This is a genomic window from Pseudomonas sp. F-14 TE3623 (genome assembly GCF_053629015.1).
The window spans coordinates 6,068,944-6,095,385 of the sequence record NZ_JBRJHM010000001.1; the positions used below are offsets into that span (position 1 = coordinate 6,068,944).

The following is a 26,442-nucleotide window of genomic DNA, read 5'->3' on the forward strand; positions in this document are numbered from 1 at the left end:
GAATATGACTTCATCCATTCATCGCCGCACGCCTTCGCTCAATGTGATTGACGGCCGGGGCCTGCCGATTCGCCAGATCGCGTATCTGCGCACCATCGCCGATGAAACGGCGACCGCCCTGATTACCTGCCAGCAACACGATGCGGCCGGACGCCTGGTGGCGCAATGGGATCCGCGTCTGTCCAAACCCAACCTCACCACCGTTTATGGGTTGGGCGGCGCTCCCTTGAAAGTCGATAGCGTCGATGCCGGTTGGCGCCTGAGCCTGTCGGGGCTGGCCGGTGAAGAACTGCAACGCTGGGATCAACGCGGCAATCATTGGCGCACGACTTACGACGAGCAGCTGCGGGTGGCCGCCATCGAGGAAAATGCTCAACCGAACGTCGAACGCTTCACCTATGCCAACGCTTCGGATGACCCCGGCCATAATCTGCGAGGTCAGTTACTTGAACATACCGATCCATCTGGTACGCAGCACATTGCCAGTTACAGCCTGCACGGGGAGTCACGGCGTGAAACCCGCACCTACATCGATGATGCTCAAACCTACACCAGCCACCAAAACTGGAGCCCCCTCGGTGCGGTACTGAGCCAGACCGACGCCGGCGGCCATCGAAAACAGTCAGGCTACGATATTGCCGGGCAGCTCGAACAGGTGTCTTTGCAACTGGCCGAGAGCAGCGAGCCGGATCCCGTCATGATCGATATCCGGTACAACGCCGCCGGCCAGGTCATCGAACAATGGGCGGGCAACGGCGTAGTCAGCCGCTCGACGTACGACCCGGCCGACGGTCGCCTGATCACCCTCAAGGCCGGCAAACCCGGCGAAGCGTTACGACAAAACCTCACGTATTGTTACGACCGGATGGGCAATGTGCTGCGCATAGAAGATCACACCCTCAGTACGGTGTACTTCGCTAACCAGCAGGTCGACGGGCACCGTGACTTCACCTATGACTCGCTGTACCGATTGCACAGCGCCAGCGGGTTCGAGGCGCAAACACCCCACCTGCAACCCGGACTGCCGGAGCTGATCCAGCCCATTGATCCGGGCCGTCGTTACCGCTACACCGAGCACTATGAATATGATTCGGGCAACAACCTGATCAAGTTGCGCCACGTTCGCGATGGCAATACCTTCACGCGCCGGATGCGTATCGACCCCGCCAGCAACCGTGGGGTGCGTTGGGAGGAAGGCGACCCGGAACCGGTATTCGACGAGCTTTTCGACCCTCACGGCAATCAGCTGCAACTGCAACCCGGCACCCAAGCCCTCAACTGGAACGCTCGCGATCAACTGACCAAAGTTACCTTGTTGCAACACAGTAGTGGCCTGCCCGACGACGAAGAAACCTACCGCTATAGCCAAGGTGAGCGGGTCTACAAGAGCCACGTGAGTCATACCCCATCCGTCACTCACCGTCGTGAAGTGCTCTACCTGCCGGGGCTGGAAATTCATCGGCGCAGCGATGGCCAGCACTTGCACGTTATCGTTTTGCCCGGCGCCCGTTGCCTGCACTGGATCAGTGCAAGGCCCGACGGCATCAAGGACGATCAATTGCGCTATAGCCTCGATGATCACCTTGGCTCATGTACGCTGGAACTGGATCGCGATGGCGACTTGATCACCCACGAGTTCTATTACCCTTACGGTGGTACCGCTTGGTGGGCGACACGCTCAGTGCTGGAGGCCGGTTACAAAACCATCCGTTATTCGGGCAAGGAAATGGATGCCAGTGGTTTGTATTACTACGGCGCGCGTTATTACGCACCGTGGCTGCAGCGCTGGATCAGTGTCGATCCGGCGGGCTATGTCGATGGCATGAATCTGTACGAGATGGTGGGAAGCAATCCGATCGGTTACGTCGACTGGGAGGGCGAAACCAAACGCGGCCACCTTTCATTTAAGGGTGTCGACAGAATCGTGGCCATGAACATCGCCAGTTCTCAAAAAGCCCGGGAGCGCAATGCTCCACGCATAGTGAGGCGGGAGCTTTCCAATAGTATCGACCGACACCTGAATATTCTTGGGCTGTCGAAACGTCGGGCACTGGATGCACAACAACAGATTCTGAACCACCGCTCGTTCTCACAACACGCCACCTCCAGTGCTCGTCGAACAGCCGTCCATCTGACGGGCCAGGCCTTGAGTTACGGTGCAGGGATCGGGATCGGAATTGGCGCCCAGGCTCTGGGGATTGTCGCGCCTGGCGTCGGCAATGTGGTCGGCGTCGCCATCGGTTTCGGTGCAAAAAAAGCGGTGAGCCTGGCGGTGGATTACATTGCAGAACGAACGGGAGCCAGTGCCTCTGTCAATCTAAAAGGCAGTAAGTTGTCCCCGGAAAAAATAATCCAGAAAGCCGAATACAAGACAATGGCCCTGCCGGACTACATTCAACAGAAATACCAGAACATGAACATAGGCTCCCAAAAAGGGCTGCTCAAAGGGGCCAAGGAAGTGACGACGACCGGCACGGGTTTAATCCTGAAAGCAACAGTGCCGCAGACGGCCAGCGAACTCAGCGCTACTGTCAGCGCTGTCGTTGGAGCCATGGAAATCATTCACGAAACCGTCGGGGCGGGCACTGAGCTTTCCCAGGAAAAAATAAACAAGGCTGACAACAATCTGTCGAACCTGATCAATGCCATAAACGCCAACATGGTTGAGATCGAAGAAGGTTTCAACGCGACAGGCGTCACCGCGATGCATACGTTCAGTCTTTTTGGAGAAAGCGCTGGCGACTCTATCCAGAGCCTTTGGCAGGCTACAAAAGAGGTCACTAACGAATTGGCGTATACACAGACCATGTTGCGCTCTCGATCGAGTAAATTTACTACCGTCTGAACACGTCATGCCGGGACGAAGGATGCTCGGCCTCATGGTATGGTGCCAGCCCATCCTTCAACCTGTTTCCTACAGCATGCCGCCGACTTCCCGTACCCTGCGCCTGTCGTTGTACTCCTTGCTGATCATCGCCGGTGCAGTGCTCGCCGCCACCTTGGCCATCCGCCACACCGAACGCCAAGCGTTGGTGGAAGATGCCGCGCGGGCCAATCAGCAACTGGCGCTGTACGCCAACTCCCTGCACACCCTGATTGACCGCTACCGCGCCCTGCCCGCCGTATTGGCGCTGGACCCGGAATTGCGCGCCGCGCTAAACGGTGAAGTGAGCCCCGAAGAGCAGCTTGCGTTGAATCGCAAACTGGAAAAAATCAACGGCGCTGCACACTCCTCGACCCTGGAGTTGCTCGACCGCACTGGCCTGGCCGTGGCCGCCAGCAACTGGCGCTTGCCCAGCAGTTACGTCGGCCACAACTACGGCTTTCGCCCCTACTTCAGCCAGACCCGCACCCAAGGCACCGGCCGCTTTTACGCGGTGGGTGTGACCAGCGGCATTCCCGGCTATTTCCTGTCCAGCGCGGTGACCAGCGACGGTGGTGAGTTCCTCGGGGCCATGGTGGTCAAACTCGAATTCCCGGAACTTGAGCGCGAATGGCGCCAGGGCAGTGACACGTTGCTGGTCAGCGATGCCCGGGGAATTATCTTCATCGCCAATCAGCCCGGCTGGCGCTATCGCCAATTGAAACCGCTGAGCGACAGCGACCGCGCCGAGCTCAAAGCCACCCGCCAATACGATAAACAGCCGCTGACCCCGCTTGACTATCAATCGCTGCGACGCTTCGACGACAACAGTGCGCTGACCCGGGTCGTTGGTCCCGACGGGACGGCGGATTACCTCTGGGAATCGCTGCCGCTGGCCGCCGAAGGCTGGACGCTGCATCTATTGCGTCGCCCGCAAGTCGCGTTCGAAGACCGCCGCAACGCCGGGCTCGCCGCGGCCGGGTTGTGGCTGGCCATCGTGTTTCTGTTGCTGTTCCTCAACCAGCGTTGGCGCCTGGCCAAGATGCGTCAGCGCAGCCGTGAAGAACTCGAGCGACTGGTGGAAGAACGCACCCGGGATTTGCGCACCGCTCAGGACGGGCTGGTGCAATCGGCCAAACTCGCGGCCCTCGGCCAGATGTCTGCGGCGCTGGCCCATGAAATCAATCAACCGCTGACCGCCCAGCGTATGCAGCTTGCTACTCTGAGGCTGTTGCTCGATCACGGTCGGGTCGAGGACGCCTACAAGGCGCTCAAACCGGTGGACGACATGCTCACGCGCATGGCCGCCCTCACCGGCCACCTGAAAACCTTCGCCCGCAAAAGCCCCAGCGGTCTGCGCGAACGGCTGGACCTGGCGGCGGTGGTCGATCAATCCCTGCAGTTGCTGGATGCGCGCCTGCGTGACGAGCACGTTAGCACCGTGCTGCATCTGACTCGCCCGGCCTGGGTGCGTGGCGATGCGATTCGTCTGGAACAGGTGCTGATCAACCTGCTGCGCAATGCGCTGGATGCGATGCATGACAAACCTTGCAAGCGTCTGGAAATTCGCCTCGAAGCCGATGAACAATTGTGGCGCCTGAGCGTTTCCGACAACGGTGGCGGCATTGCCGAAGAGAACCTGGGTAAAGTGTTCGATCCGTTCTTCACCACCAAACCGGTGGGCGATGGCCTGGGCCTCGGGCTGGCCGTCTCGTTCGCCATCGCTCACGAAGCAGGCGGCCGCCTGAGTGCCGATAATGGTGATAACGGCGCGGTGTTCACCCTGACGTTGCCCATTGATCTGGAGGTGCCTGCTTGATGCTCAATTCGGTGATGGTGGTCGATGACGAAAGCAGCATCCGCAGCGCCGTCGAACAGTGGCTGAGCCTGTCAGGGTTCGAGGTGCAGCTGTTCAGTCGCGCCGACGAGTGTCTGGCGCAACTGCCGAAACATTTCCCCGGGGTGATTCTCAGCGACGTGCGCATGCCTGGCATGACCGGGCTGGAGCTGCTGGCCGAAGTCCAGCGCCGCGATGCCGACTTGCCGGTGATCCTGCTGACCGGTCACGGCGATGTGCCGATGGCCGTCGAAGCGATGCGCGATGGCGCCTACGATTTCCTCGAAAAACCCTTCAGCCCGGAAACCCTGTTGAGCAGCTTGCGCCGTGCGCTGGACAAGCGTCGGCTGGTGCTGGAAAACCGTGCCTTGCACGAGCAAGCGGACAATCGCGCCAAACTCGATGCCACCCTGCTGGGGGTTTCCCGTGGCTTGCAGACGTTGCGTCGGCAGGTGCTGGACTTGGCGACGTTGCCGGTCAATGTGCTGATCCGTGGCGAAACCGGCAGCGGCAAGGAATTGGTTGCCCGTTGCCTGCACGACTTCGGTCCCCGCGCAGACAAGCCCTTTGTGGCGCTGAACTGCGCGGCGATTCCCGAGCAGTTGTTCGAGGCCGAACTGTTCGGCCATGAGAGCGGCGCGTTCACGGGCGCCCAGGGTAAACGCATCGGCAAGCTCGAATACGCCGACGGCGGCACACTATTTCTCGATGAAATCGAAAGTATGCCGCTTGCCCAACAGGTGAAACTGCTGCGGGTGTTGCAGGAGCAGAAGCTTGAGCGATTGGGTTCCAACCAGAGCATCCACGTGGACTTGCGGATCATTGCCGCGACCAAACCCGACTTGCTGGATGAAGCCCGGGCCGGACGTTTTCGCGAAGATCTGGCCTATCGATTGAACGTCGCCGAATTGCGTCTGCCGCCGTTGCGTGACCGGCGTGAAGACATTCCCCTGCTGTTCGAGTTCTTCGCGCAGAGTGCCGCCGAGCGTTTGGGCCGCACCTTTGCACCCTTGAGCGGGCCGCAACTGAGCCATCTGCTGAGCCACGACTGGCCGGGCAATGTGCGCGAACTGGCGAACGTCGCCGAGCGACAAGTGCTGGGCCTTGGCGAACCGGAACCGGCGGGGATCGACCCCGGCCAGTCATTGGCGGCGCAGCAGGAAGCCTTTGAAGCGCATTGCTTGCGGGCGGCCTTGACCCGGCATAAAGGTGATGTGAAAGCGGTGCTGGAAGAGCTGCAACTGCCGCGCCGTACCTTTAATGAAAAGATGCAGCGGCATGGACTGACGCGCGAGATGTTTTTGCAGGACAGCTGATTTTTGTGGTGCCTGAACTGGTCCCTTCGCGAGCAAGCCCGCTCCCACATTGGATCTATGGCGAACACAAAATTCGCCTACACCACAAATCAACTGTGGGAGCGGGCTTGCTCGCGAAGGGGCCAGCACTGACGAAGCAATACCACTCGTGAATAAGCGGTTTTCCGCTCGAACCCGCCCCTGAATAAGCGGATTTCCGCTCAACAAAACCCGCTACCCCCTCTAAACCGGCCCTCCTCCCCTTGGCACAGCTCCTGCTATAGCTCCAGCAGGCTGCGTTTCAACGCGCTCCACAAAAACAATTAAATGAAGGATCCTTCAATGGATAACTCCAACGCCCTGCCCCTTGGGTCGGCTGCCGCGCCGGCCAAAGAAAGAACCACCGCTAGCCGGATCAAATCGATCTTCAGCGGCTCTGTCGGCAATATGGTCGAGTGGTACGACTGGTACGTCTACGCCGCCTTCTCCCTGTACTTCGCCAAAGCCTTCTTCCCTAAAGGCGACACCACCGCACAACTGCTCAACACCGCCGCGATCTTCGCCGTGGGCTTTTTGATGCGCCCGATCGGTGGCTGGTTGATGGGCCTCTACGCCGACAAGGCCGGTCGCAAGAAAGCGCTGATGGCTTCGGTGTACCTGATGTGTTTCGGCTCGCTGCTGATCGCCCTGAGCCCGGGTTATGAAACCATTGGTATCGGCGCACCGATCCTGCTGATTTTCGCCCGTTTGCTGCAAGGCCTGTCGGTCGGTGGCGAGTACGGCACCTCGGCGACTTACCTCAGCGAGATGGCGACCAAGGATCGTCGCGGCTTCTACTCCAGCTTCCAGTACGTGACCCTGATCTCCGGCCAGCTCATCGCTTTGGCAGTGCTGATCGTGCTGCAACAGACCCTGACCACTGAAGAGCTGTACGCCTGGGGCTGGCGCATTCCGTTCGCCATCGGCGCACTGTGTGCCGTGGTCGCGCTCTACCTGCGTCGTGGCATGGAAGAAACCGAGTCGTTCACCAAGAAAGAGAAAGCCAAGGAAAGCGCGATGCGCACCTTGATGCGCCATCCGAAAGAACTGATGACCGTGGTCGGCCTGACCATGGGCGGCACGCTGGCGTTCTACACCTACACCACGTACATGCAGAAATACCTGGTGAACACCGTCGGCATGAGCATCTCCGACTCCACTACGATTTCCGCAGCCACGCTGTTCCTGTTCATGTGCCTGCAACCGATCATCGGTGGGCTGTCGGATAAAGTCGGTCGTCGGCCGATCCTGATCGCCTTCGGTATTCTCGGGACACTGTTCACCGTGCCGATCCTGACCACCCTGCACACCATCCAGACCTGGTGGGGCGCGTTCTTCCTGATCATGGCGGCGCTGATCATCGTCAGCGGCTACACCTCGATCAACGCGGTGGTTAAAGCCGAACTGTTCCCGACCGAAATCCGTGCGCTGGGCGTCGGCCTGCCCTACGCGCTGACCGTGTCGATCTTCGGCGGCACCGCTGAATACATCGCGCTGTGGTTCAAGAGCATCGGCATGGAAACCGGTTACTACTGGTATGTCACGGCGTGCATCGCGGTGTCGTTGCTGGTGTACGTGACCATGAAAGATACCCGCAAGCATTCGCGGATCGAGACGGACTAATAGCAACATTGATGGAGGCTGTTATGGCCTCCCTGAACGCAACACCACAGCCCGGCCTTGGCCGGGCTTAGTCATTTCTGGGGGTAAACAAAACTCCAGGCTCGACACAAAAAATGTGGGAGCGGGCTTGCTCGCGAAAGCGGCTTAACATTCAACAAGGATGCTGACTGATACACCGCCTTCGCGAGCAAGCCCGCTCCCACATTAGATCTCATCGCTGGAAATAACCCGCTCGTCCTTGCACTATGATCGATCCCGAAACAAAGCCCTCAGGAACCTCCGTCCATGCCCGACGACATCCATTTCTACGAACCCGCCAACGGCCACGGCCTGCCGCATGACCCGTTCAACGCCATCGTCGGCCCGCGCCCTATCGGCTGGATTTCCTCCCAGGACGCCAACGGTCGCTTGAACCTGGCGCCCTACAGTTTTTTCAATGCCTTCAACTACATCCCGCCGATCATTGGTTTTTCCAGCGTCGGGCGCAAAGACAGCCTGAATAATATCGAGCAGACAGGCGAATTCGCCTGGAACCTGGCGACCCGGCCGCTGGCCGAGCAGATGAACCAGAGCTGCGCCATGGTCGGGCCGCAGGTCGATGAGTTTGAACTGTCCGGGCTGACCACCGCCGCGTCGAAAATCATTCAGGTGCCACGGGTTGCCGAAAGTCCGGTGTCCTTTGAGTGCAAGGTCACGCAGATCATTCAGTTGCAACGTGCAAACAAGGAAGTGGTGCCGAGCTGGCTGATTCTCGGCGAAGTGGTCGCCGTGCATATCGCCAAGTGGCTGTTGAAAGATGGGGTGTACGACACCGCCGCGGCAGAACCGATTCTGCGCGGCGGCGGGCCGGCGGATTACTTTCAGCTGGGGCCAGAGGCATTGTTCAAGATGTTCCGCCCGGGGGCGGTCAAGTAATTACCAGAGCAGGTCGGTGTCTTCTTTAACGTCTTTGAGGCGGGTCAGCTCTTTGGCAGCGGCCTCGTCGGCTTCATGGGCGGTTTTGAAGGTCTGGCTTTCCAGCACTTTGTGAAAACGCGGGGCACCGGAACCGCCGAGGGCTTTGACGGCAATCGCGGCGTGGTAACCGCCCTCGCCCGGTACTACTGCTGAAACGGCTTCGAAGTGTTCAAAGGCTTTGCGTGCCATGTCGCGGATCCTGGCTAATGGAGAGTTGCGCCATTAAACCCTCAACCGGCGAGTTTGTGTACCGCCGCCTGAGACTGGCCAAGCGCCTGGGCCGCCGAGACATCCTTGAAGGTATGGAAATCCAGGCTATTGACCACCAGCTCTTGCACCAGCTCGGCAAAGATCTGCATCGCCGGGCTGCCGAAGTAAGCGGTCATGGCCTGTTGGTTGGCCCAGAAACCGGACACCAGCCACAGCTCGGGATCGCATTGCGAGTGCTGCAGGGCGAAGCTCAGGCAACCCGGTGCGTTGCGCGACGGCTCGATCAAGGCGCTCAGGCGTGCACCGAGTTCTGCCGAACGCCGGGCGCGGGCGCGGACGAAGGCCATATGACTGACGGGGATCTGCGTAGACATGTTCAACCCTCCCAGGTCATCCAGTGGCAGCCGGGGACGGGCTGCGACAGGATCCAAGATTAGGCGGCGCGCCCTGGTCGTCGTTAGTCGATTCCTGCCGGCTTGTTGCACAATCCTGCGCGACTGCAAAAAACGTCTGTAACAACATGTAAACCACTGTCACATCGCTGCAACACGACTTTCAAGCAAGTTTTCCCGGCGCTGACCTGCCATAGCAGCCTCGCGTATTTACCTCGTGCAGAATCAGGCAAGCTTTTGGCAGGATGTGTCTACCGCTGTCCCTTGCACAAATTTAAGCTCAGCCCATCACCAACGCGTCACCGAGGATGCCCAGCATGTCGTCGCTCGATCATTTTCAAGCCCCGCTGGATGCCGACATGGAAAAACAGCGCGCGGAACTGGCCGCCCTCATCCGTCGTAACACGATGGAGGATGGCACTTATGCCACCTCCGTCGGTTCGCTGTTCATGTCGCGCCACAGTAAAAACCATGACTTCGCTCCAGTGCTGGCGCAACCGGCCCTGTGCATCATGGCCCAGGGGCGCAAGGAAGTGCGGCTGGCAGATGAATACTTCAATTACGACCCGCTGAATTACCTGGTGGTGTCGGTCTCGATGCCATTGAGCGGGCGGGTGGTGAATGTCTCGCCCGAGGAACCGATCCTCGCCGTACGACTGGATATCGATCCGGCAGAAATCAGCGCGCTGATTGCCGACGCCGGCCCCATCGGCGTACCCACACGGCCCACTGGCCGTGGCCTGTATGTCGAGCAGATCGACACGGCAATGCTCGATGCCGTGCTGCGTCTGGCGCGTTTGCTGGACACACCGAAAGACATCGCCATGCTGGCGCCGCTGATTCGTCGAGAGATTCTGTATCGGCTGTTGCGCAGCCAGCAGGGTCATCGGCTGTATGAGATTGCCATTGCCAACAGCCAGAGCCATCGCATCAGCCAGGCGATCAAATGGCTCAACGGCAATTATGAGCAACCGCTGCGCATTGATGATCTGGCGCGGGAAGTGAACCTGAGCGTGTCAACATTGCATCACCGGTTCAAGGCGATGACGGCGATGAGTCCGCTGCAGTATCAGAAGCAATTGCGCCTGCAAGAGGCGCGGCGGTTGATGCTGGCTGAAGGGTTGGAAGCTTCGGCGGCGGGTTATCGGGTGGGGTATGAAAGCCCCTCCCAGTTCAGCCGGGAGTACAGCCGATTGTTCGGAGCGCCGCCGCTCCGGGATTTGGCGCGGTTGCGGTTGTCGGTTTGATCTGACTTTTTCGGTGCGGCTACTGACGCCTTCGCGAGCAAGCCCGCTCCCACAGGGGATTTGTGGTGGACACAAATTAAGTGAACACCGCAGATCCAATGTGGGAGCGGGCTTGCTCGCGAAGAGGCCGGCAAAGGCGACCCACCTCTAAAGTCAGGCGCTCAACACGCGGCAAGCCTCAGCCGGCAAGGTCACCGACACCGGATTGCCAATGCTCAACCCCCCCCCCTGACACGGCGTACTCAACGCGGTAAACGACACCCCGGAACACTCGACGGTCGTTTCAATCGTCGCCCCGATATCCCGCACAAACGTCACCTTGCCGAGCAAGCGATTCCCCGCCGTCGCCTGGGGTTGCGACAGTTGCAGATCCTCCGGGCGAATCAGCATTTTCACTTTCTCCCCCACCACAATGCTGCTGCAAATAGGCACTTGCAGCGCATCGCCACCGGGCAAGCTGACCTTGCCGTTGCCCAGCGCCGTGGCCGGGAAAATGTTCCCCGAGCCAATAAAGTCCGCGACGAATTCATTGGCCGGATGCCGATAGATTTCAATCGGCGTACCGACCTGCTGCACCCGATGCTCACCCAGCACCACCACGATATCGGCCATGGTCATGGCTTCGCGCTGGTCGTGGGTGACCATGATGGTGGTGATGTTCAAACGCTGTTGCAGCTGACGGATTTCCACCTGCATCGACTCACGCAGCTTGGCGTCCAGCGCCGACAACGGTTCATCAAGCAGGAGGATTTTCGGCCGCGAAGCAATCGCCCGGGCAATTGCTACGCGCTGACGTTGCCCGCCGGAGAGTTTCGCCACCGGACGATCAATCATTTCCTGCAGCTGAATCAGCTCCAGCAACTCCACCACCCGCGCCTGTTGATCAGTCTTGCTGACCCCGCGCAGTTTCAGCGGATAGGCGATGTTCTCCCCCACCGTCATGTGCGGAAACAGCGCCAGCGATTGAAACACCATGCCGAAATTACGCTGATGCGCCGGCGTATGGCCGATGTCTTCACCGTCCAGGCGAATCTCGCCGCCAGTCAGGGTTTCAAGCCCGGCAATCATCCGCAGCAAAGTGGTTTTGCCGCAGCCCGAAGGGCCGAGGAAACACACCAGTTTGCCCTCAGGCAAATGCAGGTTCACATCTTTTACCGCGCAGGCCGAGCCGTAATGTTTCTCGACGTTTTCCAGAATCAGACCAGTCATGTTGCACCTCAAGAATCAGAACGAAACGCCACCTTCACCGACCAGCTTCTCCAACGCCCAGATCAGGACGAAGTCGATCAGCACGATCAGCACGGCAAACGAGAAAACGGTAGGGTCGAGCGAAGACACGGTGCGGCTGTACATCCAGATCGGCACGGTCATGACGTCGATGGTGTAGAGGAAATAGGTCACGGTGAATTCGTTGAACGAGACGATGAACGCCAGCAGCATGCCCGCCAGAATCCCCGACTTCATCAGCGGCACCACCACATCGACAATCGCCCGCAGCGGTGAAGCGCCGAGCATTTGCGCGGCCTCTTCGACTTCGCTGCCGATGGAGAGCATCGCCGCGGTACAGTTTTTCACCACGAACGGCAGCGCCAGAATCACGTGGGCAATCACCAGCCGCGAGGTGGTGATGTGGAACGGCAGGCTGTCGAACACCAGCAGCAAAGCCAGGCCCAACACCACCATCGGGAACACCAGTGGCAGCGACATCAATTGCAGCGCCACAGCCTTGCCGCGGAACTCGCAACGGGTCAGGGCGTAGGCTGCCGGCACCGCGATAATCGTGGCGAAAACCATGGTCAGACAGGCCACCATCAGGCTGGTGGTCATGGCTTTGCCGAGGCTCAGCACATCGCTGGCGTCTGGCGACACGAAGGTGTTCCAGGCGGCCTCGTACCATTGCAGGCTGTAGCTGCTGGGCGGGAAGTCGAGGTTCGACGCACCGCTGAACGACATGACGATCATGGTCAAAATCGGCAGCACCGCCAGCAGCAGAATGAAGCCCGACAGGATGCCGGCGAACTTGCCGGTATCGCCTGGCAGCAGCGAGTGGCGCTTCTTGATCAGGGTGCTCATTGGGAAGCCTCCAGCATGCGCCGACGACGGCCGGTGATGTATTCGGACAAGGTCATGATCGCCAGGGTGGTAACGATCAGCACCACACCGGCAGCAGACGCGGCGGGCCAGTTCATCAGCGGGGCGATCTGGTCATGCACCATCACCGCCAGCATCGGCACGCGCCGACCACCGAGCAGCAGCGGCACCACAAAACTGCTGGCGTTATAGGCAAACACCAATGTCGCGCCAGTGATAATCCCCGGCAAACTCATCGGCAACACCACCTGGCGAAACACCTGCAAGCGACTGGCGCCGAGGGTGGCAGCGGCCTCTTCGTAAGTGCGGGCAACGCCGCGCATGGCGCTGGCAATCGGCAGCACGGCCAACGGGAACGCGGTTTGCACCAGGCCCATCAACACGCCATTCTGGTTGTAGAGCAGCATGATCGGGCGCTTGATCAGGCCCAGGCCCATCAGCGCCTGATTGAGCATCCCGCCCGGCCCGAGGATCACCAGCCAGCCGTAGCTTTGCAGCAGCAGGTTGACCAGCAAGGGCAGCAGCACCGCCGCGAGGAAGATCCGCCGCACAAACGGCGAGGTCAGCCGTGACATGGTGTAGGCGACCGGGATCGCCAGCAGCACCGCAATCACCGCGCTGATCAGCGCCAGGCGCAACGTCAGCAGCAACGATTTGAGGTAATAGGGTTCCAGCAATTGGGCGTAACTGGCCAGGCTGAACCCGGTCCACTCCGCGCCTTTGGTGCCGACGCTCATGCGCAGCACCAGCAGGCTGGCGGCAATCAGCACGCCGAGAAACAGCATCGACGGCGAGAGGAAAAACCAGGCACGCGCCGTCGGTGAGACACCCCGATTGAGGCGCACGGGTGCGGCGCTTACCGGATGGGTCAGAGGTTGGTGTTCCATAGCAAGGGTCTCGTCAATGGAAAGCAGCTGAGCGAGCACAGGCCTTAAAACCACGTTGAACCCTGTGGGAGCGGGCTTGCTCGCGAAGAGGCCATGTCAGTCGACATCAATGTTGAATGTCACACCGCATTCGCGAGCAAGCCCGCTCCCACATTGGATTTGTGGTGTTTCAAAGGAACTGTGTTCGCCACTCGATCAGGAAGAAAAGATTTCCGTGTAACGACGAATCCATTGGTCATGCACGGTGGCCAGGAAGGCGTTGTCGTGCATGATCGCCTTCTCGGCAATCTGCTCCGGCGTGAGGATGTACGGGCTTTTGCGCGCTTCGGCGGAGATGATCGCCTTGGCGTTAACCGGGCCGTTGTAGATGTCTTCGGCCATCTTGCCCTGCACCAGCGGGTCCAGAGAGTGGTTGATGAAGGCGTAGGCCAAGTCGATATCGCCCGGGCGATTCTTCGGCATCACCGACAACATCAGGTCGGTGTAGAAGCCTTCCTTCATGCCAAACGTGGCGCCCAGGCCGTAGGCCGGATCGCGAATCTGTTTCGGGAAAAACGCCGGCGCGTACAAGCCACCCATGTCCAGGGAACCGGTGCGGAACAGCTCGGCGATCTGGTTCGGGTTTTCGCCCAAGGTCACGACGCGATCTTTCAGCTCGGCGAGTTTCTTGAAGCCCGGCTCGATGTTGTGTTCGTCACCACCGGCCAGTTTGGCGGCGATGATGATCAGGTCCATGGCCTCGGTCCAGTTCGGCGGCGGCAGGAAGATGTTCGGCGACAGCTCTGCGTCCCACAGGGCGGCGTAGCTGTCCGGCGCTTCTTTGATGGTGCGGGTGCTGTAGACCAGGCTGTTGCACCACAGCAGGTAACCGATGCCATGACCATTGGCGCCAGTGCGGTATTGCTCCGGCACGTCGACCAGGTTGGGGATGCGGTTGAGATCGGGTTTTTCCAGCAGGTTGGCGGCGGCCAGACCTTCAGCGCCGACGCCGGCCAGAGTGATGATGTCGTACTGCGGACGATCACCGCCGGCCTTGAGTTTGGCGACCATTTCCGAGGTGCTGCCGGTGCGGTCAGCGATGACCTTGCAGCCGTACTTGGCTTCGAAAGTCGCGGCGATGTTGCGCAATGCGGCAAGGCCGGTGTCATCGGACCAGGTCAGCAAGCGCAGGATCTTGCCCTGGAAACGTGTGTCGCTGGCATTGGCCTTGATGAACGGCATGCTCATGGCCGCCGCAGCCACGGACGCCACGCCCACGGTTTTGATGAATTGACGTCTGTTCAGATCGTGCTCGCCCATGAAGGACTCCCTTTGTTTTTTTAAGTATGAGGTTGGTCGCAACCGTTGCATCCGCGCGGCCAGATCAGCTTCAAGCCCCCGGTTTCAATGGGCCTTGGCGATGCCAGCGGGTTCATCCTGAGGTCGTGCAAAACACCTGACTATCGATAAAAACTCATTGAAGCCATGACGCTGGCGCATGCCTCATCGCGAGGCATGCGCTCACCTTTTTCGTGCTGTCAGACGGCCCGAATCACGTGTTTGATTTCCTGGAAAGCCTGCAAGCCCCACGGCCCCAATTCGCGGCCGATGCTGCTCTGTTTGTAGCCACCCCAAGCGGTCTGCGGGAAGATCACTTGCGGCGCGTTGATCCACACAAGCCCCGCCTGCAAAGCGTTGGCGACCCGATCGGCGGCTTCTGCGTCGCGCGTGACCACGCTGGCCACCAGACCAAACTGGCTGTCGTTGGCCAAGGCAATCGCCTCGGCTTCAGAGCTGAAACTGCGCACGCAGATCACCGGGCCGAAAATCTCTTCGCACCACAGCGCACTGTCGAGGGGCACGTCGATGAAAATGGTCGGCTGCAAAAAATAGCCGCGTGGCAGGTCTGCCGGGCGATTACCGCCGCAGATCAGCTTCGCGCCTGCGCTCAAACCGCGATCGATGTGGCCCAGCACCCGTTGGTATTGCGCCTGATTGACCAGTGCGCCCATTTCCACGTTCGGGTCGAACGGGTCGGCCACGCGAATGGCTTCGGCGCGCGCCTTCAATCGCGCTACAAATTTTTCCGCCAGTTCATCGGCAACCAGCACGCGGCTGGTGGCGGAACACATCTGCCCGGCGTTGAAGAAACCACCGCCACAGGCCACTTCCACGGCCAATTCGATGTCGGCATCGGCGAGTACCAGCAGCGAGGATTTGCCGCCCAGTTCCAGGCTCACACCCTTCACGGTTTCCGCTGCCCGCTGCATCACCTGCACGCCCACCGCGTTGCTGCCGGTGAAGGAAATCTTGGCGATGCGCGGATCAGCCGACAGCGGCGCACCAACGGCCAGGCCGGTGCCGCAGACCAGATTGAACACACCGTTTGGCAGACCGGCTTCGGCAATGATCGTCGCCAGTTCCAGCTCCGGCAGCGGCGTCACTTCAGACGGTTTAAGCACCACGCAGCAACCGGCGGCCAGCGCTGGGGCGAGCTTCCAGGCGGTGGTGACCATCGGGAAATTCCACGGCACGATCAGCCCCACCACACCGCATGGCTCGCGGCGCAAACGGGCGCTGAAATCGTCGCTCGGCAACGCCACGGCGCTGTCCTGTTTACCGTCCAGGCCTTCGGCCAGATCGGCATAGTACTCGAACGTGGCGATTACATCGTCGACATCAATGGCCGCTTCAAACAGCGGTTTACCGTTGTTGCTCGACTGCAACTTCATCAACTGTTCACGACCGGCCTGTACGCCAGCGGCGATTCTGCGCAGGATCGCCCCGCGCTCGGCGCCGGTGGTTTTCGACCACTGTTTGAAAGCATGGGTCGCCGCCGTGACGGCCTGATCGACAGCGTGTTCATCGCCGCCGTTGACGGTTGTCAGCAGCGCTTCGGTCGCCGGGTTGATCACGCGTAAATGTTCGTTGCCAGCCAACCATTGGCCATCGATGTACAGGCCATCCAGAGTAATAGGAAAACTCATTTCGACACCGCCTTCATCCACTGGGTCTGATCGATTTCAATCAGGGTCGGACCCTGGCGATCGGTGGCGAGACGCAGCGCGCTGCGCAGTTCTTCGACACCGCTGACCGCCTCGGCTGCGCAACCCAGCGCCTTGGCCACACCGATGAAGTCCGGGGTGTAGATGTCCACGCCCACCGGCTCGATGGCGCGGTTGACCATGTATTTCTTGATCTCTTCGTAGCCTTGGTTATTCCACAACAGTACGATCACCGGGGTGCGTGCTTCAACCGCACTGGCCAGTTCCGGCAGGGTGAATTGCAGACCACCATCGCCGATCAGGCACACCACCGGAGGTCGCACGCCGCCTTCGATGCTGCCACCGAGCCAGGCGCCTATCGCCGCCGGCAAGGCGTAACCGAGGGTGCCGTAGCCGGTGGACGAGTTGAACCAGCGGCGCGGGCGTTCCGGGTTGAAGGTGAGGTTGCCGGTGTACACCGGTTGGGTCGAATCGCCGACGAATACCGCGCTCGGCAATTCGTGCAAAACGGTTTCCAGGAAACGGGTCTGGGCCAGCGTCGGGGCGTCCCAGGATGCGGCCAGTTCATCGCGCAAACGCGCGGCACGCACCTGCCCCCAATCGTTGCGACGCTCGGCCAGCGACTGGTGGGACAGCGCACTCAGCAAGGCCTGAGCGGCGTTGCGCGAGTCGGCCACCAACGCGACTTTCGGCGGGTAATTACGCACGGTCTGGTCGGGGTCGATGTCCACGCGCAGCAACACGCCGGGAATGTCGAAGCCGCCGGCGAAGGTGACGTCGTAATCGGTTTCGGCCAGTTCGGTGCCGATGGCCAGCACCACGTCGGCCTCGGCGACCAGCGCGCGAGTGGCTACCAGGCTTTGGGTCGAGCCGATCAGCAGCGGATGACTGGACTCGAGCATGCCCTTGGCATTGATGGTCAGGGCCACTGGCGCATCCAGCAGTTCCGCCAATTCGGTCAGCTCGGCCGCGGCATCGATGGCGCCGCCACCGGCGAGAATCAATGGGCGCTTGGCACCGGCCAGCAAGTCGGTCATGCGGCTGATCGCGCTTGGCGAAGCACCGGCTCGATCAATGTTCACCGGCACGCTGGCGAGCAAGTCATCGGCCTCTTCGACCAACACGTCCAACGGAATTTCGATGTGCACCGGACGCGGACGGCCAGCCTGGAACAGCGCGAAGGCGCGGGCCAACACGCCCGGCAATTCAGCCGCCGACATCAAGGTGTGAGAGAACGCTGCCACGCCGCCGACCAGTGCGCTTTGGTTCGGCAGTTCATGCAACTTGCCGCGACCGCCGCCCAATTGGCTGCGCGATTGCACGCTGGAAATCACCAGCATCGGGATCGAGTCGGCATAAGCCTGGCCCATGGCGGTGGTGATGTTGGTCATGCCAGGGCCGGTGATGATGAAGCACACACCCGGTTTGCCGCTGGTGCGCGCATAACCGTCGGCCATGAAACCGGCGCCCTGTTCGTGACGCGGAGTGACGTGGTTGATGCTCGAACGGGCCAGCCCGCGATACAGCTCCACGGTATGCACCCCGGGAATGCCGAACACCTGCTCGACCCCGTAATCTTCGAGTAACTTGACCAATACTTCGCCGCACGTCGCCATGTCTTTGCCCTTTTTGTTCGTTTGAGACGCCGGGCCTGCGCAGTGTTTATGATGGGTTGGCAGGTCCAGGGATGGCCTCATTGGAACGGGCGACGCGTAGCCGCAACAATGGATAAAAAGTCATACTAGCCATGTCTTCACGTCATACCTTGGATCCCAATGAAACGATTGCCTCCCCTGCCGGCGCTGCACACTTTTCTGATCACCGCGCAGTGCTGCAACTTCACCCGGGCCGCCGAACAGCTGCACATCACCCAAGGCGCGGTAAGCCGGCAGATCGCCGGGCTGGAAGATCATCTGGGTTATGAGCTGTTTATTCGCCAGGCGCGGGGCTTGAGCCTGACCGCCGAAGGACGGGAGTGGCTGCCACGGGTGCAGCAGATTTTCAGCCTGATCGACGAGGCGGTGGAGCAGATCGGCGAGAAGCGCGAAACCCTGCAACTGAAAGCCCCGACCTGCGTGATGCGCTGGCTGTTGCCGCGTCTGTTGCAGTGGCAAAAGGAACGCCCGGATGTGCCGGTGGAATTGACCACCACGGTGAAACACGGCGTGGATTTTCATCGCGAGCAGTTCGATGCGGCAGTGATGTATGGCCCACCGCCGGACAGCTCACTGGCCTCCCAGCATCTGTTCGATGAGCAACTGACGCCCGTGTGTTCCCGACCGATGCTTGAAGGGCCGATGGCTTTGCAGACTCCGGCCGATCTGCAGCAGCACTTGTTGCTGCACCCCACCCGCGATGAACGGGACTGGAACGCCTGGCTGAAGGCTGCGGATATTCGGCTGAGCAATGTCGGCAAAGGTCAGCATTTCGAAACCCTGGACCTGGCGATGTCGATGGCGTCTCAGGGAACGGGGGTTGCGATTGGCGATTGGTCGTTGATCGGCGATGACCTGAGTGCCGGACGGCTGGTCATGCCCTTTGACTTGAAGGTGAAAACCGGGTTGGCGTATTACCTGGTGTTCCCTGAAAAACCTGCGCCCTCGCCGAAGTTGCGTGAATTGATGGGGTGGTTGGTGGAGCAGGCTCAGAGCCGCTGAGAGATGATCGTTCCCACGCTCTGCGTGGGAATGCAGCCCGGGACGCTCCGCGTCCCATCAAGAGCCGAACGCGGAGCGTCCGATGAGGCATTCCCACGCAGAGCGTGGGAACGATCAACGCTGGCGTGCGGTGTTTCGTGGATCAATACCCGACAGTAAACCGCTGCCTTGAATGCTTCGGCGTTTTCAGTTCATCAAGCAGCGCAATCGCGAAGTCAGCAAAGGTAATCCAGCTGCGGCCTTCGGCACTCACCAGCAAGTCATCCTTGCCGACTCGAAACGCGCTGGTGCGCTCACCTTCGACAAACTCTGCCGACGGCGACAGGAACGTCCAGTCCAAGTCTTTTTCCTGACGCAAAGTATTCAGGAACGCAGCACCGGCGCTAGCCTCGGCCTTGTATTCCTCCGGGAAACCTTCGCTATCGATCACCCGAGAGCCGCCCGGCAGCAACAGCGAACCCGCACCGCCCACCACCAACAGACGCTTGACCCCGGCCTTCTTCACTGGCTCGATGATCGCGCTGGCAGGGATGGTCGAGAAATGCGCAGCGCTGATCACCGCATCATGCCCGGCCACGGCGGCTTGCAATGCAGCAGCGTCGAGCACGTCCACGTTTTTGCTCACGACCCCGGCACGCGGGGCGATTTTCGAAGTGTCGCGGGCGATGGCAGTGACGCTGTGACCGCGACGCAGGGCTTCTTCCAACAGTTGGCTACCGGCACGACCGGTGGCACCGATGATTGCGATGTTGCTCATGACGTTTCTCCAGTTGGTTTGGGTGTACGCGAAGTTACTTGGTTTGCATTGATCAGTGTGGCGAGGGAGCTTGCTCCCGCTCGGCTGCGAAGCAGTCGTAAAACCTGAGCATGCGGTGCGGCGGGAAGAATGTAGGGGAGCGCTTCGCACTCCAACGGGGGCAAGCCCCCTCGCCACAACCCTCGCCACAGGTAAGCAGTTTCAGCTGCGGCGGATTACCACTTCATCTCGCCCTTGGCGACTTTGGCGCTCAGCTCCAGCGAGCTTTCTTCACCCAGGGTCGGGTAGCGTTTTTTCATTGCGCCGATCAGTTCGGCAGCGTCTTTCGCCTTGGCGGTTTCTTCGTCGAAAGCCTTGATGTAATCGGCGGTGAATTGCACCGCCGACAGAGAACGCGCGCTCTCACCGAGGTAGTGACCCGGCACAATGGTGGTGGGCTTCAGCGCTTCGATCGCCTGCAGCGTCGTCAGCCAATCGGCATGGGATTGCGGGGTCTGGGTGTCGGCCATCCACACGTGAATGTTTTCCGCGACCACCACGCCACCAACCACTGCCTTGATCGACGGGATCCACACAAAACTGCGATCCGGCTGCTTGCCGTCCAGGCCGATCACCTGCAATTTCTGCCCTTCCAGCATCAGGCTATCGCCCTTGAGCACCTGCGGCACGATGGTTTTGTTCGGTACGTCAGCACCCATTTTCGGGCCCCAGAACGCCAGTTTGCCGTCGACGGTTTTTTTGATGTGATCGACAGTCGGTTGCGAGGCCAGCACTTTGGCTTTCGGGAACGCTTGGGTGACGGTGTCGAGGCCGAAGTAGTAATCCGGGTCACCGTGGCTGATGTAGATGGTGGTCAGTTGCTTGCCGCTGGCGCGGATTTTTTCTACCACTTGTTCGGCCTGGGCTTTGCCGAATTGCGCGTCCACCAGAATCGCTTCCTTCTCGCCGCTGACCAGCACCGAGGTCACCGGGAAGATCGCGTTGATGCCAGGGTTGTAGACGTCCAGCGTCAGGGTGGATGCCGCAGCGGCATGGGCCGCGAAGCCGAGCGTAGCGGTTGCCAGAAGAATGCGTTTGATTGAAGTGAAGCCGATCATCTGTTGCTCCGTTGTCCGAATGCCATGCTTGGCGATGGGACAGAGCTTAGTTGCCTGGTTCGATACAAAAAATGCGATGCTTGAACATAGTTTGTTTCTGAAAGCGGGCAAATCATGGATCGTCTACAAGCAATGCGGGTATTCGTCACGGTGGTGGACCTGGGCAGCCAATCGGCCGCCGCCGATCACTTGGACCTCTCACGGCCGGTGGTTTCACGCTATCTGGCGGAGTTGGAGGATTGGGTCGGCGCGCGCCTGATGCATCGCACCACGCGCAAATTGAGTCTGACCGCCGCCGGCAGTGAGATCCTGCCTCGCTGTCGGCAGATGCTCGATTTGTCCACCGACATGCAAGCCGCCGTCAGCGAACCGGACGACGCACCGCGAGGCCTGTTGCGGATCAGCGTCAGCACCTCATTCGGCCAAGCGCAACTGGCGGACGCCATGGCGGCCTACGTCAAACGTTACCCCGGCGTCAGCATCGATATGCAAATGCTCGACCGCACGGTGAACCTGGTGGATGAACGCATCGACCTGGCCATCCGCACCAGCAACGACCTGGACCCGAACCTGATCGCCCGGCGGCTGACGGTCTGCCGTTCAGTGATCTGCGCTTCCCCCGCGTACCTGCGCGAGCACCCGACACCGCAACGGGTCGAGGACCTCAGCCTGCACAACTGCCTGACCCACTCCTACTTCGGCAAAAGCCTCTGGCATTTCGAACAGGACGGCGAGCCCGTCTCGGTGCCGGTGGAGGGCAACATCAGCGCCAACGAAGCCAGCACGCTGTTGCGCGCGACGATGGCCGGGGCTGGCGTGGTGATGCTGCCCAGTTACCTGGCCGGCGTGCATATCCACAGCGGCGAACTGATCCGCCTGTTGCCCCAGGCCAAGCCTCGGCAGCTGAACATCTATGCGGTGTACGCCTCACGCAAACACATGCCGGCGGCGTTGCGCAGCATGCTGGATTTTTTGGTGCTTAGATTTCCCGAAGAACCGGAGTGGGATGTTGGGTTGTAAACGGATCAAAATGTGGGAGCGGGCTTGCTCGCGAAAGCGGTGTGACATTCAACAATGATGTCGACTGATCCACCGCATTCGCGAGCAAGCCCGCTCCCACATTGGCTCATCATTGTTCTGAATATCGCGTTAACCGCGAAAGCGGCTTTGCTGGCAACTCATCCGCGCTGACCTATGCTCAAAGCAGTACCGAAAGGTATTCGTTCAGAGGTCAACGCCATGAACATCAAAACAAAAAGATACCTCGCCATTTTCATCACTTGCGCGGCGACACTAGCGCTGTATGGCACAGCCGCCTGGCGTGTCGAGCAGTTGCGACAAGTGCCCCGTGAATACGCGAGCTGCAACTTCGAGCGCTGCATTCCCCACAACGCGACCCTCAACGCCCTCCGGTAACGAACACCTGTGGCGAGGGGGCTTGCCCCCGTTCGGCTGCGCAGCAGTCGTAATTCGGTGAATGCGGTGTTCTCATTGAAATGCTGGGGCCGCTTCGCGACCCAACGGGGGCAAGCCCCCTCGGTACAGGTTCAGGCCTCGTTGTCCTGATCGGCATGGTCCTGATCGGCCTTCAAGCGGTCGCGAAAAGCCTTGGGCGAAATCCCCACGCGACGCCTGAACAGGCGTGTGAAGTTGGTCGGATCGGAAAACCCCAACACGTCGGACATTTCATAAATGGTCATGCTGGTGTAGGTCAGCAAGCGCTTGGCCTCCAGCAATTGACGCTCGTGCATGATCTGCAACGCCGGTTGCCCCGCCAGCTCACGGCACGTGCCGTTGAGGTGGGACACGGAAATCCCCAGCCGATGAGCCAGGTCCTCGACCTTGACGTGCTGGCGATAAGTCTCTTCCACCAGTTGAATAAAGCCGTTGAGGTATTCCCGAGCCCGCTGCGGACGCTGAGTGGCGGTTTGGCGCTGAATCACCTGGCGGCTGATCCACACCATAATCACGCTGACCAGCGAATGCATGAGCATTTCCCGCGCCGGTTGATGGCCGGTGTACTCGCTTTTCAGCGCCGAAAACAGGCTGTTGAGGTACTCGCTGTCCTTGCCCGCCGGGTAGCTTTCGGCCTGTGCCAGAGCGTTCACCGAATTGCCCAGTTGTGCTTGCAGGTGGGCGATCAGCGGCGCGGCCAGCGTGACGACGAAACCCTCGACGTCCTCGGAAAACCGATAACCATGCACCGATAACGGCGGCAGAATCAGGATTGCCGGTTCGGTCAATTGTGAGCGTTTGCCTTCGATCTCAAGCTCTGCCTGACCTTTGAAGACGAAGAGCAACTGACACAAATCCGCGTGGCGGTGAGGTTTGATTTCCCATTGATGTTCGCGGCTGCGTTTGGAAATGGTTTCACAGTGCAACAAGTCAGGGGTCGGCCAGTCCAGGCTTTCACCGTAGAGTTTGAACACCGGAATCGATGGCAGGTCAGGCTTGTTCATCACTTCAATCCAGGCCTCGAAGGTAACGGGGCGATAATCGCACCGATTGGCAGAATGTACAGGTATCGGCTCAGTTTTCCCCTTCAATTGACAGACTCGCAAGTGAAAAATGCAAGTACTCGATCCATAAAAATCATTCACCGGTCTTGGCCGTGTGGAGCTTGCGAGTCATAAAAACAATGAAAACACTGAAAACCCAAGTCGCGATCATCGGTGCCGGCCCCTCTGGTCTGCTACTCGGCCAATTGCTGCATAACGCCGGCATCGACACCCTGATCCTCGAACGCCAGCCCCCGGACTACGTGCTCGGACGCATCCGCGCCGGTGTCCTCGAACAAGGCATGGTAGAGCTGTTGCGTCAGGCTGGAGTGGGTCAGCGCATGGACGCCGAAGGGCTGGTGCATGCAGGCTTCGAACTGGCCCTCGATGGGCGCCGGGTACACATCGATTTGCAGGCGCTGACGGGCGGCAAAACCGTAACGATCTATGGCCAGACCGAGGTCACCCGCGATCTGATGGCCGCTCGTCGGGACGCCGGTGCGCAGACGATCTATGAAGCCAGCAATGTCGTCCCCCACGGCATGAAAACCGCCGAACCCTTTGTCACCTTCGACAAGGACGGCGAAACATATCGACTCGATTGTGACTACATCGCCGGCTGCGACGGTTTCCATGGCGTGGCGCGGCAGTCGATTCCTACGGACTGCCTGAAGGTGTTCGAGCGGGTTTATCCGTTCGGCTGGCTGGGGATTCTCGCCGACACGCCGCCGGTGCATGAAGAGTTGGTCTATGCGCGGCATGAACGGGGTTTTGCGCTGTGCAGCATGCGTTCGCCGACACGCACCCGTTATTACCTCCAGGTACCGGCCCAGGACAAAGTCGAGGACTGGTCCGATCAGCGCTTCTGGGATGAGCTCAAATCCCGTCTGCCGACCGCCCTCGCCGACGCGCTGGTGACCGGCCCGTCAATCGAAAAAAGTATCGCGCCGCTGCGCAGTTTCGTGGTCGAGCCGATGCAGTACGGGCGGATGTTCCTGGTCGGCGACGCCGCGCACATCGTCCCGCCCACCGGCGCCAAGGGCCTGAACCTGGCGGCTAGCGACGTCAGTACGTTGTTCAACATTCTGCTGAAGGTTTACCGTGAAGGCCGTGTGGATTTGCTGGAGAAGTATTCCGAAGTCTGCTTGCGGCGGGTGTGGAAAGCCGAGCGGTTTTCCTGGTGGATGACCTCGATGTTGCATCGCTTCGACGAGCACGACGCGTTCAGCCAGCGCATCAGCGAATCGGAGCTGGCCTATTTCGTGGACTCCGAGGCCGGTCGCAAAACCATTGCCGAAAATTACGTCGGGCTTCCATATGAGGCTATCGAATAGCCTCCTATCGACTTACACTGGCGAGCATCCCGCTCGCCTTGCCTGCTGCGGGTCCATCACTGCCCGCAGGTTTTACCCGTGACCAATCTCAACCAGCCTGAAACGCCCAAACCGGCTATTCGCAGCGTGCTGATCGCCTTGATGCTGGCGATCTTTCTGGGCGCGCTGGACCAGACCATCGTCGCCGTGTCGATGCCGGCCATTTCCGCGCAATTCAAGGATGTCAGCCTGTTGGCCTGGGTGATTTCCGGATACATGGTGGCGATGACCGTGGCGGTACCGATCTACGGCAAACTCGGCGATCTCTATGGCCGCCGCAAGTTGATGCTGTTCGGCATGGGCTTGTTCACCCTGGCGTCGTTGTTCTGCGGCATGGCGCAAAGCATGGAGCAACTGGTGCTGGCGCGGATCCTTCAGGGCATCGGTGCCGGCGGGATGATTTCGGTGAGCCAGGCGATCATCGGCGACATCGTTCCGCCCCGCGAGCGCGGTCGCTATCAGGGTTACTTCAGCAGCATGTACGCGGTGGCCAGCGTGGCCGGCCCGGTTCTCGGTGGCTACATGACCGAATACCTGTCTTGGCGCTGGGTGTTCCTGATCAATCTTCCATTGGGCCTAGGTGCCTGGCTCGTGGCCCACCGCACGCTGGTGGGGTTGCCAGTGCCGCAGCGCAAGCCGATCATCGACTACTTCGGCACCGTGCTGATGATCATCGGCCTGACGGCGTTGTTGCTGGGCATCACTCAGGTCGGCCAAGGCCATTCGTGGCGCAGCACCGAAGTGTCGGGTTTGCTCGGTTGTGCGGTGGTGGTGCTGGCCGTGTTCGTCTGGCATGAACGGCGGGCGCGGGAACCGTTGCTTCCGATGCACTTGTTCACCAACCGCAGCGCGATTCTTTGCTGGTGCACGATTTTCTTCACCAGTTTCCAGGCGATTTCCTTGATCGTGCTGATGCCGCTGCGCTTCCAGAGCGTCACCGGCGCCGGGGCCGATAGCGCCGCGTTGCATCTGTTGCCGCTGGCCATGGGCTTGCCGATAGGCGCGTATTTCGCCGGACGCCAGACCTCGGTGACCGGTCGTTACAAACCGATGATCCTGACCGGCGCCTTGCTGATGCCGTTCTCGATTCTCGGCATGGCGTTCAGTGCGCCTCAGGCGTTTGTGCTAAGCAGCCTGTTCATGTTGCTCAGCGGCATCGCCAGCGGTATGCAGTTTCCGACGTCGTTGGTGGGTACGCAAAACTCGGTGGAACAACGGGACATCGGCGTCGCCACCAGCACCACCAATCTGTTCCGTTCCCTGGGTGGCGCGGTGGGTGTGGCGTTAATGTCGGCGCTGTTGTTGGCGTTGTTACAGGATTCGAGTTTCGCGCACTTGGCCGGCTCGTCGCTGATTGCCGAGGGTCACTCGGGGAATGTCTTGCTCGATGGTTTGAACGCCGCGCCGGGTGATGCGCAAAACGCCCTGCGCGCTGAGCTGCTGCTGACCTTCCGGCATTTGCTGATGGTCAGCGCGGCGGTGTCGCTGCTGGGGCTGGCGGCGGCGATTGCCATGCCGAACAGGGTGTTGCGGGGGCGGGAGGACAAGGTTCGATAGGCCAATCGAGTCGCCTGCATTCGCGAGCAAGCCCGCTCCCACAGTGGACCGAGTTCTTCCAGATGAAATACGGTCCAG

The 26,442-nt window shown here is 60.2% G+C and carries 22 protein-coding genes; 11 read left to right on the plus strand and 11 right to left on the minus strand.

The features are described 5' to 3' along the window. Positions 1–4: 4 nt before the first annotated feature. From AB7M29_RS28120 to AB7M29_RS28140, 5 genes are all read left to right on the plus strand, one after another. Positions 5–2,845: an RHS repeat-associated core domain-containing protein gene (locus AB7M29_RS28120; protein ID WP_454248491.1), complete on the plus strand. Its 2,841-nt coding sequence runs from the start codon at positions 5–7 to the stop codon at positions 2,843–2,845. Between the two features lie 76 nt (positions 2,846–2,921). Continuing rightward, a complete protein-coding gene (locus tag AB7M29_RS28125; protein WP_454248763.1) occupies positions 2,922–4,682 on the plus strand; it encodes a sensor histidine kinase in 1,761 nt (586 codons plus the stop codon). Next, positions 4,682–6,016 carry a sigma-54-dependent transcriptional regulator gene (locus AB7M29_RS28130; protein WP_217854292.1) on the plus strand — a complete coding sequence of 445 codons (1,335 nt, stop codon included), beginning with the start codon at positions 4,682–4,684 and terminating at the stop codon, positions 6,014–6,016. The genes AB7M29_RS28125 and AB7M29_RS28130 overlap by 1 nt, the downstream gene beginning before the upstream one ends. A gap of 321 nt (positions 6,017–6,337) precedes the next feature. Next, positions 6,338–7,657, plus strand: a complete 1,320-nt coding sequence (locus tag AB7M29_RS28135) for an MFS transporter (RefSeq protein ID WP_217854293.1) — start codon at positions 6,338–6,340, stop codon at positions 7,655–7,657. Between the two features lie 285 nt (positions 7,658–7,942). Beyond that, positions 7,943–8,572, plus strand: a complete 630-nt coding sequence (locus tag AB7M29_RS28140; protein WP_217854294.1) for a flavin reductase family protein — start codon at positions 7,943–7,945, stop codon at positions 8,570–8,572. Here the strand turns inward: AB7M29_RS28140 and AB7M29_RS28145 are convergent, their stop codons facing one another. Together AB7M29_RS28145 and AB7M29_RS28150 are read right to left on the minus strand one after the other, a co-directional pair. Further along, on the minus strand, positions 8,573–8,803 hold the full coding sequence (locus AB7M29_RS28145) for a hypothetical protein (RefSeq protein ID WP_052967297.1): 231 nt from the start codon (positions 8,801–8,803) through the stop codon (positions 8,573–8,575). A 41-nt stretch (positions 8,804–8,844) separates the two neighbouring features. Further along, complete coding sequence (locus tag AB7M29_RS28150; RefSeq protein ID WP_454248492.1) at positions 8,845–9,198, minus strand: putative quinol monooxygenase; 354 nt, start codon at positions 9,196–9,198, stop codon at positions 8,845–8,847. Between the two features lie 335 nt (positions 9,199–9,533). Between AB7M29_RS28150 and AB7M29_RS28155 the strand changes: the two genes are divergently transcribed. Further along, positions 9,534–10,463 carry an AraC family transcriptional regulator gene (locus AB7M29_RS28155; RefSeq protein ID WP_217854296.1) on the plus strand — a complete coding sequence of 310 codons (930 nt, stop codon included), beginning with the start codon at positions 9,534–9,536 and terminating at the stop codon, positions 10,461–10,463. A 153-nt stretch (positions 10,464–10,616) separates the two neighbouring features. Here AB7M29_RS28155 and AB7M29_RS28160 read toward each other — a convergent pair whose 3' ends face one another. The 6 genes from AB7M29_RS28160 to AB7M29_RS28185 form a co-directional block, all read right to left on the minus strand. Beyond that, on the minus strand, positions 10,617–11,672 hold the full coding sequence (locus tag AB7M29_RS28160) for an ABC transporter ATP-binding protein (RefSeq protein ID WP_454248493.1): 1,056 nt from the start codon (positions 11,670–11,672) through the stop codon (positions 10,617–10,619). Between the two features lie 15 nt (positions 11,673–11,687). Next, on the minus strand, positions 11,688–12,536 hold the full coding sequence (locus AB7M29_RS28165) for an ABC transporter permease (protein WP_217854298.1): 849 nt from the start codon (positions 12,534–12,536) through the stop codon (positions 11,688–11,690). Continuing rightward, positions 12,533–13,441: an ABC transporter permease gene (locus tag AB7M29_RS28170; protein ID WP_217854299.1), complete on the minus strand. Its 909-nt coding sequence runs from the start codon at positions 13,439–13,441 to the stop codon at positions 12,533–12,535. The genes AB7M29_RS28165 and AB7M29_RS28170 overlap by 4 nt, the downstream gene beginning before the upstream one ends. Before the next feature lie 195 nt (positions 13,442–13,636). Then, on the minus strand, positions 13,637–14,740 hold the full coding sequence (locus AB7M29_RS28175) for an extracellular solute-binding protein (protein WP_454248494.1): 1,104 nt from the start codon (positions 14,738–14,740) through the stop codon (positions 13,637–13,639). A gap of 218 nt (positions 14,741–14,958) precedes the next feature. Beyond that, positions 14,959–16,407, minus strand: a complete 1,449-nt coding sequence (locus AB7M29_RS28180; RefSeq protein ID WP_217854300.1) for an aldehyde dehydrogenase family protein — start codon at positions 16,405–16,407, stop codon at positions 14,959–14,961. Beyond that, positions 16,404–18,041, minus strand: coding sequence for a 5-guanidino-2-oxopentanoate decarboxylase (locus AB7M29_RS28185; protein ID WP_454248495.1), 1,638 nt, complete (start codon positions 18,039–18,041; stop codon positions 16,404–16,406). The genes AB7M29_RS28180 and AB7M29_RS28185 overlap by 4 nt, the downstream gene beginning before the upstream one ends. 159 nt (positions 18,042–18,200) lie before the next feature. Here AB7M29_RS28185 and AB7M29_RS28190 point away from each other — a divergent pair, with 159 nt between their 5' ends. Further along, positions 18,201–19,082 (plus strand): LysR substrate-binding domain-containing protein, encoded by an 882-nt coding sequence (locus AB7M29_RS28190; RefSeq protein ID WP_454248496.1) that lies wholly within the window; start codon positions 18,201–18,203, stop codon positions 19,080–19,082. A gap of 142 nt (positions 19,083–19,224) precedes the next feature. Here AB7M29_RS28190 and AB7M29_RS28195 read toward each other — a convergent pair whose 3' ends face one another. Both AB7M29_RS28195 and AB7M29_RS28200 read right to left on the minus strand, forming a co-directional pair. Continuing rightward, the gene (locus tag AB7M29_RS28195) at positions 19,225–19,839 is read right to left on the minus strand and encodes an NAD(P)-dependent oxidoreductase (protein ID WP_217854303.1); all 615 of its coding nucleotides are present in this window, start codon (positions 19,837–19,839) and stop codon (positions 19,225–19,227) included. A 215-nt stretch (positions 19,840–20,054) separates the two neighbouring features. Beyond that, positions 20,055–20,936, minus strand: a complete 882-nt coding sequence (locus tag AB7M29_RS28200; RefSeq protein WP_217854304.1) for an MBL fold metallo-hydrolase — start codon at positions 20,934–20,936, stop codon at positions 20,055–20,057. A 114-nt stretch (positions 20,937–21,050) separates the two neighbouring features. Here AB7M29_RS28200 and AB7M29_RS28205 point away from each other — a divergent pair, with 114 nt between their 5' ends. Together AB7M29_RS28205 and AB7M29_RS28210 are read left to right on the plus strand one after the other, a co-directional pair. Next, positions 21,051–21,956, plus strand: a complete 906-nt coding sequence (locus tag AB7M29_RS28205) for a LysR family transcriptional regulator (protein WP_217854305.1) — start codon at positions 21,051–21,053, stop codon at positions 21,954–21,956. Between the two features lie 219 nt (positions 21,957–22,175). After that, a complete protein-coding gene (locus AB7M29_RS28210) occupies positions 22,176–22,352 on the plus strand; it encodes a hypothetical protein (RefSeq protein WP_167344819.1) in 177 nt (58 codons plus the stop codon). A gap of 131 nt (positions 22,353–22,483) precedes the next feature. On the opposite strand, the gene AB7M29_RS28215 is transcribed toward AB7M29_RS28210, so the two are convergent. Continuing rightward, positions 22,484–23,395 (minus strand): helix-turn-helix domain-containing protein, encoded by a 912-nt coding sequence (locus tag AB7M29_RS28215; RefSeq protein WP_454248497.1) that lies wholly within the window; start codon positions 23,393–23,395, stop codon positions 22,484–22,486. 179 nt (positions 23,396–23,574) lie between these two features. Between AB7M29_RS28215 and pobA the strand changes: the two genes are divergently transcribed. After that, positions 23,575–24,768 carry a 4-hydroxybenzoate 3-monooxygenase gene (gene pobA / locus AB7M29_RS28220; RefSeq protein WP_454248498.1) on the plus strand — a complete coding sequence of 398 codons (1,194 nt, stop codon included), beginning with the start codon at positions 23,575–23,577 and terminating at the stop codon, positions 24,766–24,768. 78 nt (positions 24,769–24,846) lie between these two features. Beyond that, positions 24,847–26,364, plus strand: a complete 1,518-nt coding sequence (locus tag AB7M29_RS28225; protein WP_217854307.1) for an MDR family MFS transporter — start codon at positions 24,847–24,849, stop codon at positions 26,362–26,364. Positions 26,365–26,442: the final 78 nt, after the last annotated feature.

What these genes read in the sequence shown, in the direction of transcription:
- AB7M29_RS28140 (WP_217854294.1), top strand. Translation starts at nt 7,943, where the DNA reads ATGCCCGACGACATCCATTTCTACGAACCCGCCAACGGCCACGGCCTG.
- AB7M29_RS28180 (WP_217854300.1), bottom strand. Translation starts at nt 16,407, where the DNA reads ATGAGTTTTCCTATTACTCTGGATGGCCTGTACATCGATGGCCAATGG.
- AB7M29_RS28205 (WP_217854305.1), top strand. Translation starts at nt 21,051, where the DNA reads ATGGATCGTCTACAAGCAATGCGGGTATTCGTCACGGTGGTGGACCTG.
- AB7M29_RS28175 (WP_454248494.1), bottom strand. Translation starts at nt 14,740, where the DNA reads ATGGGCGAGCACGATCTGAACAGACGTCAATTCATCAAAACCGTGGGC.
- AB7M29_RS28150 (WP_454248492.1), bottom strand. Translation starts at nt 9,198, where the DNA reads ATGTCTACGCAGATCCCCGTCAGTCATATGGCCTTCGTCCGCGCCCGC.
- AB7M29_RS28125 (WP_454248763.1), top strand. Translation starts at nt 2,922, where the DNA reads ATGCCGCCGACTTCCCGTACCCTGCGCCTGTCGTTGTACTCCTTGCTG.
- AB7M29_RS28120 (WP_454248491.1), top strand. Translation starts at nt 5, where the DNA reads ATGACTTCATCCATTCATCGCCGCACGCCTTCGCTCAATGTGATTGAC.
- AB7M29_RS28170 (WP_217854299.1), bottom strand. Translation starts at nt 13,441, where the DNA reads ATGGAACACCAACCTCTGACCCATCCGGTAAGCGCCGCACCCGTGCGC.
- AB7M29_RS28200 (WP_217854304.1), bottom strand. Translation starts at nt 20,936, where the DNA reads ATGATCGGCTTCACTTCAATCAAACGCATTCTTCTGGCAACCGCTACG.
- pobA (WP_454248498.1), top strand. Translation starts at nt 23,575, where the DNA reads ATGAAAACACTGAAAACCCAAGTCGCGATCATCGGTGCCGGCCCCTCT.
- AB7M29_RS28185 (WP_454248495.1), bottom strand. Translation starts at nt 18,041, where the DNA reads ATGGCGACGTGCGGCGAAGTATTGGTCAAGTTACTCGAAGATTACGGG.
- AB7M29_RS28190 (WP_454248496.1), top strand. Translation starts at nt 18,201, where the DNA reads ATGAAACGATTGCCTCCCCTGCCGGCGCTGCACACTTTTCTGATCACC.
- AB7M29_RS28160 (WP_454248493.1), bottom strand. Translation starts at nt 11,672, where the DNA reads ATGACTGGTCTGATTCTGGAAAACGTCGAGAAACATTACGGCTCGGCC.
- AB7M29_RS28165 (WP_217854298.1), bottom strand. Translation starts at nt 12,536, where the DNA reads ATGAGCACCCTGATCAAGAAGCGCCACTCGCTGCTGCCAGGCGATACC.
- AB7M29_RS28155 (WP_217854296.1), top strand. Translation starts at nt 9,534, where the DNA reads ATGTCGTCGCTCGATCATTTTCAAGCCCCGCTGGATGCCGACATGGAA.
- AB7M29_RS28145 (WP_052967297.1), bottom strand. Translation starts at nt 8,803, where the DNA reads ATGGCACGCAAAGCCTTTGAACACTTCGAAGCCGTTTCAGCAGTAGTA.
- AB7M29_RS28130 (WP_217854292.1), top strand. Translation starts at nt 4,682, where the DNA reads ATGCTCAATTCGGTGATGGTGGTCGATGACGAAAGCAGCATCCGCAGC.
- AB7M29_RS28210 (WP_167344819.1), top strand. Translation starts at nt 22,176, where the DNA reads ATGAACATCAAAACAAAAAGATACCTCGCCATTTTCATCACTTGCGCG.
- AB7M29_RS28135 (WP_217854293.1), top strand. Translation starts at nt 6,338, where the DNA reads ATGGATAACTCCAACGCCCTGCCCCTTGGGTCGGCTGCCGCGCCGGCC.
- AB7M29_RS28195 (WP_217854303.1), bottom strand. Translation starts at nt 19,839, where the DNA reads ATGAGCAACATCGCAATCATCGGTGCCACCGGTCGTGCCGGTAGCCAA.
- AB7M29_RS28215 (WP_454248497.1), bottom strand. Translation starts at nt 23,395, where the DNA reads ATGAACAAGCCTGACCTGCCATCGATTCCGGTGTTCAAACTCTACGGT.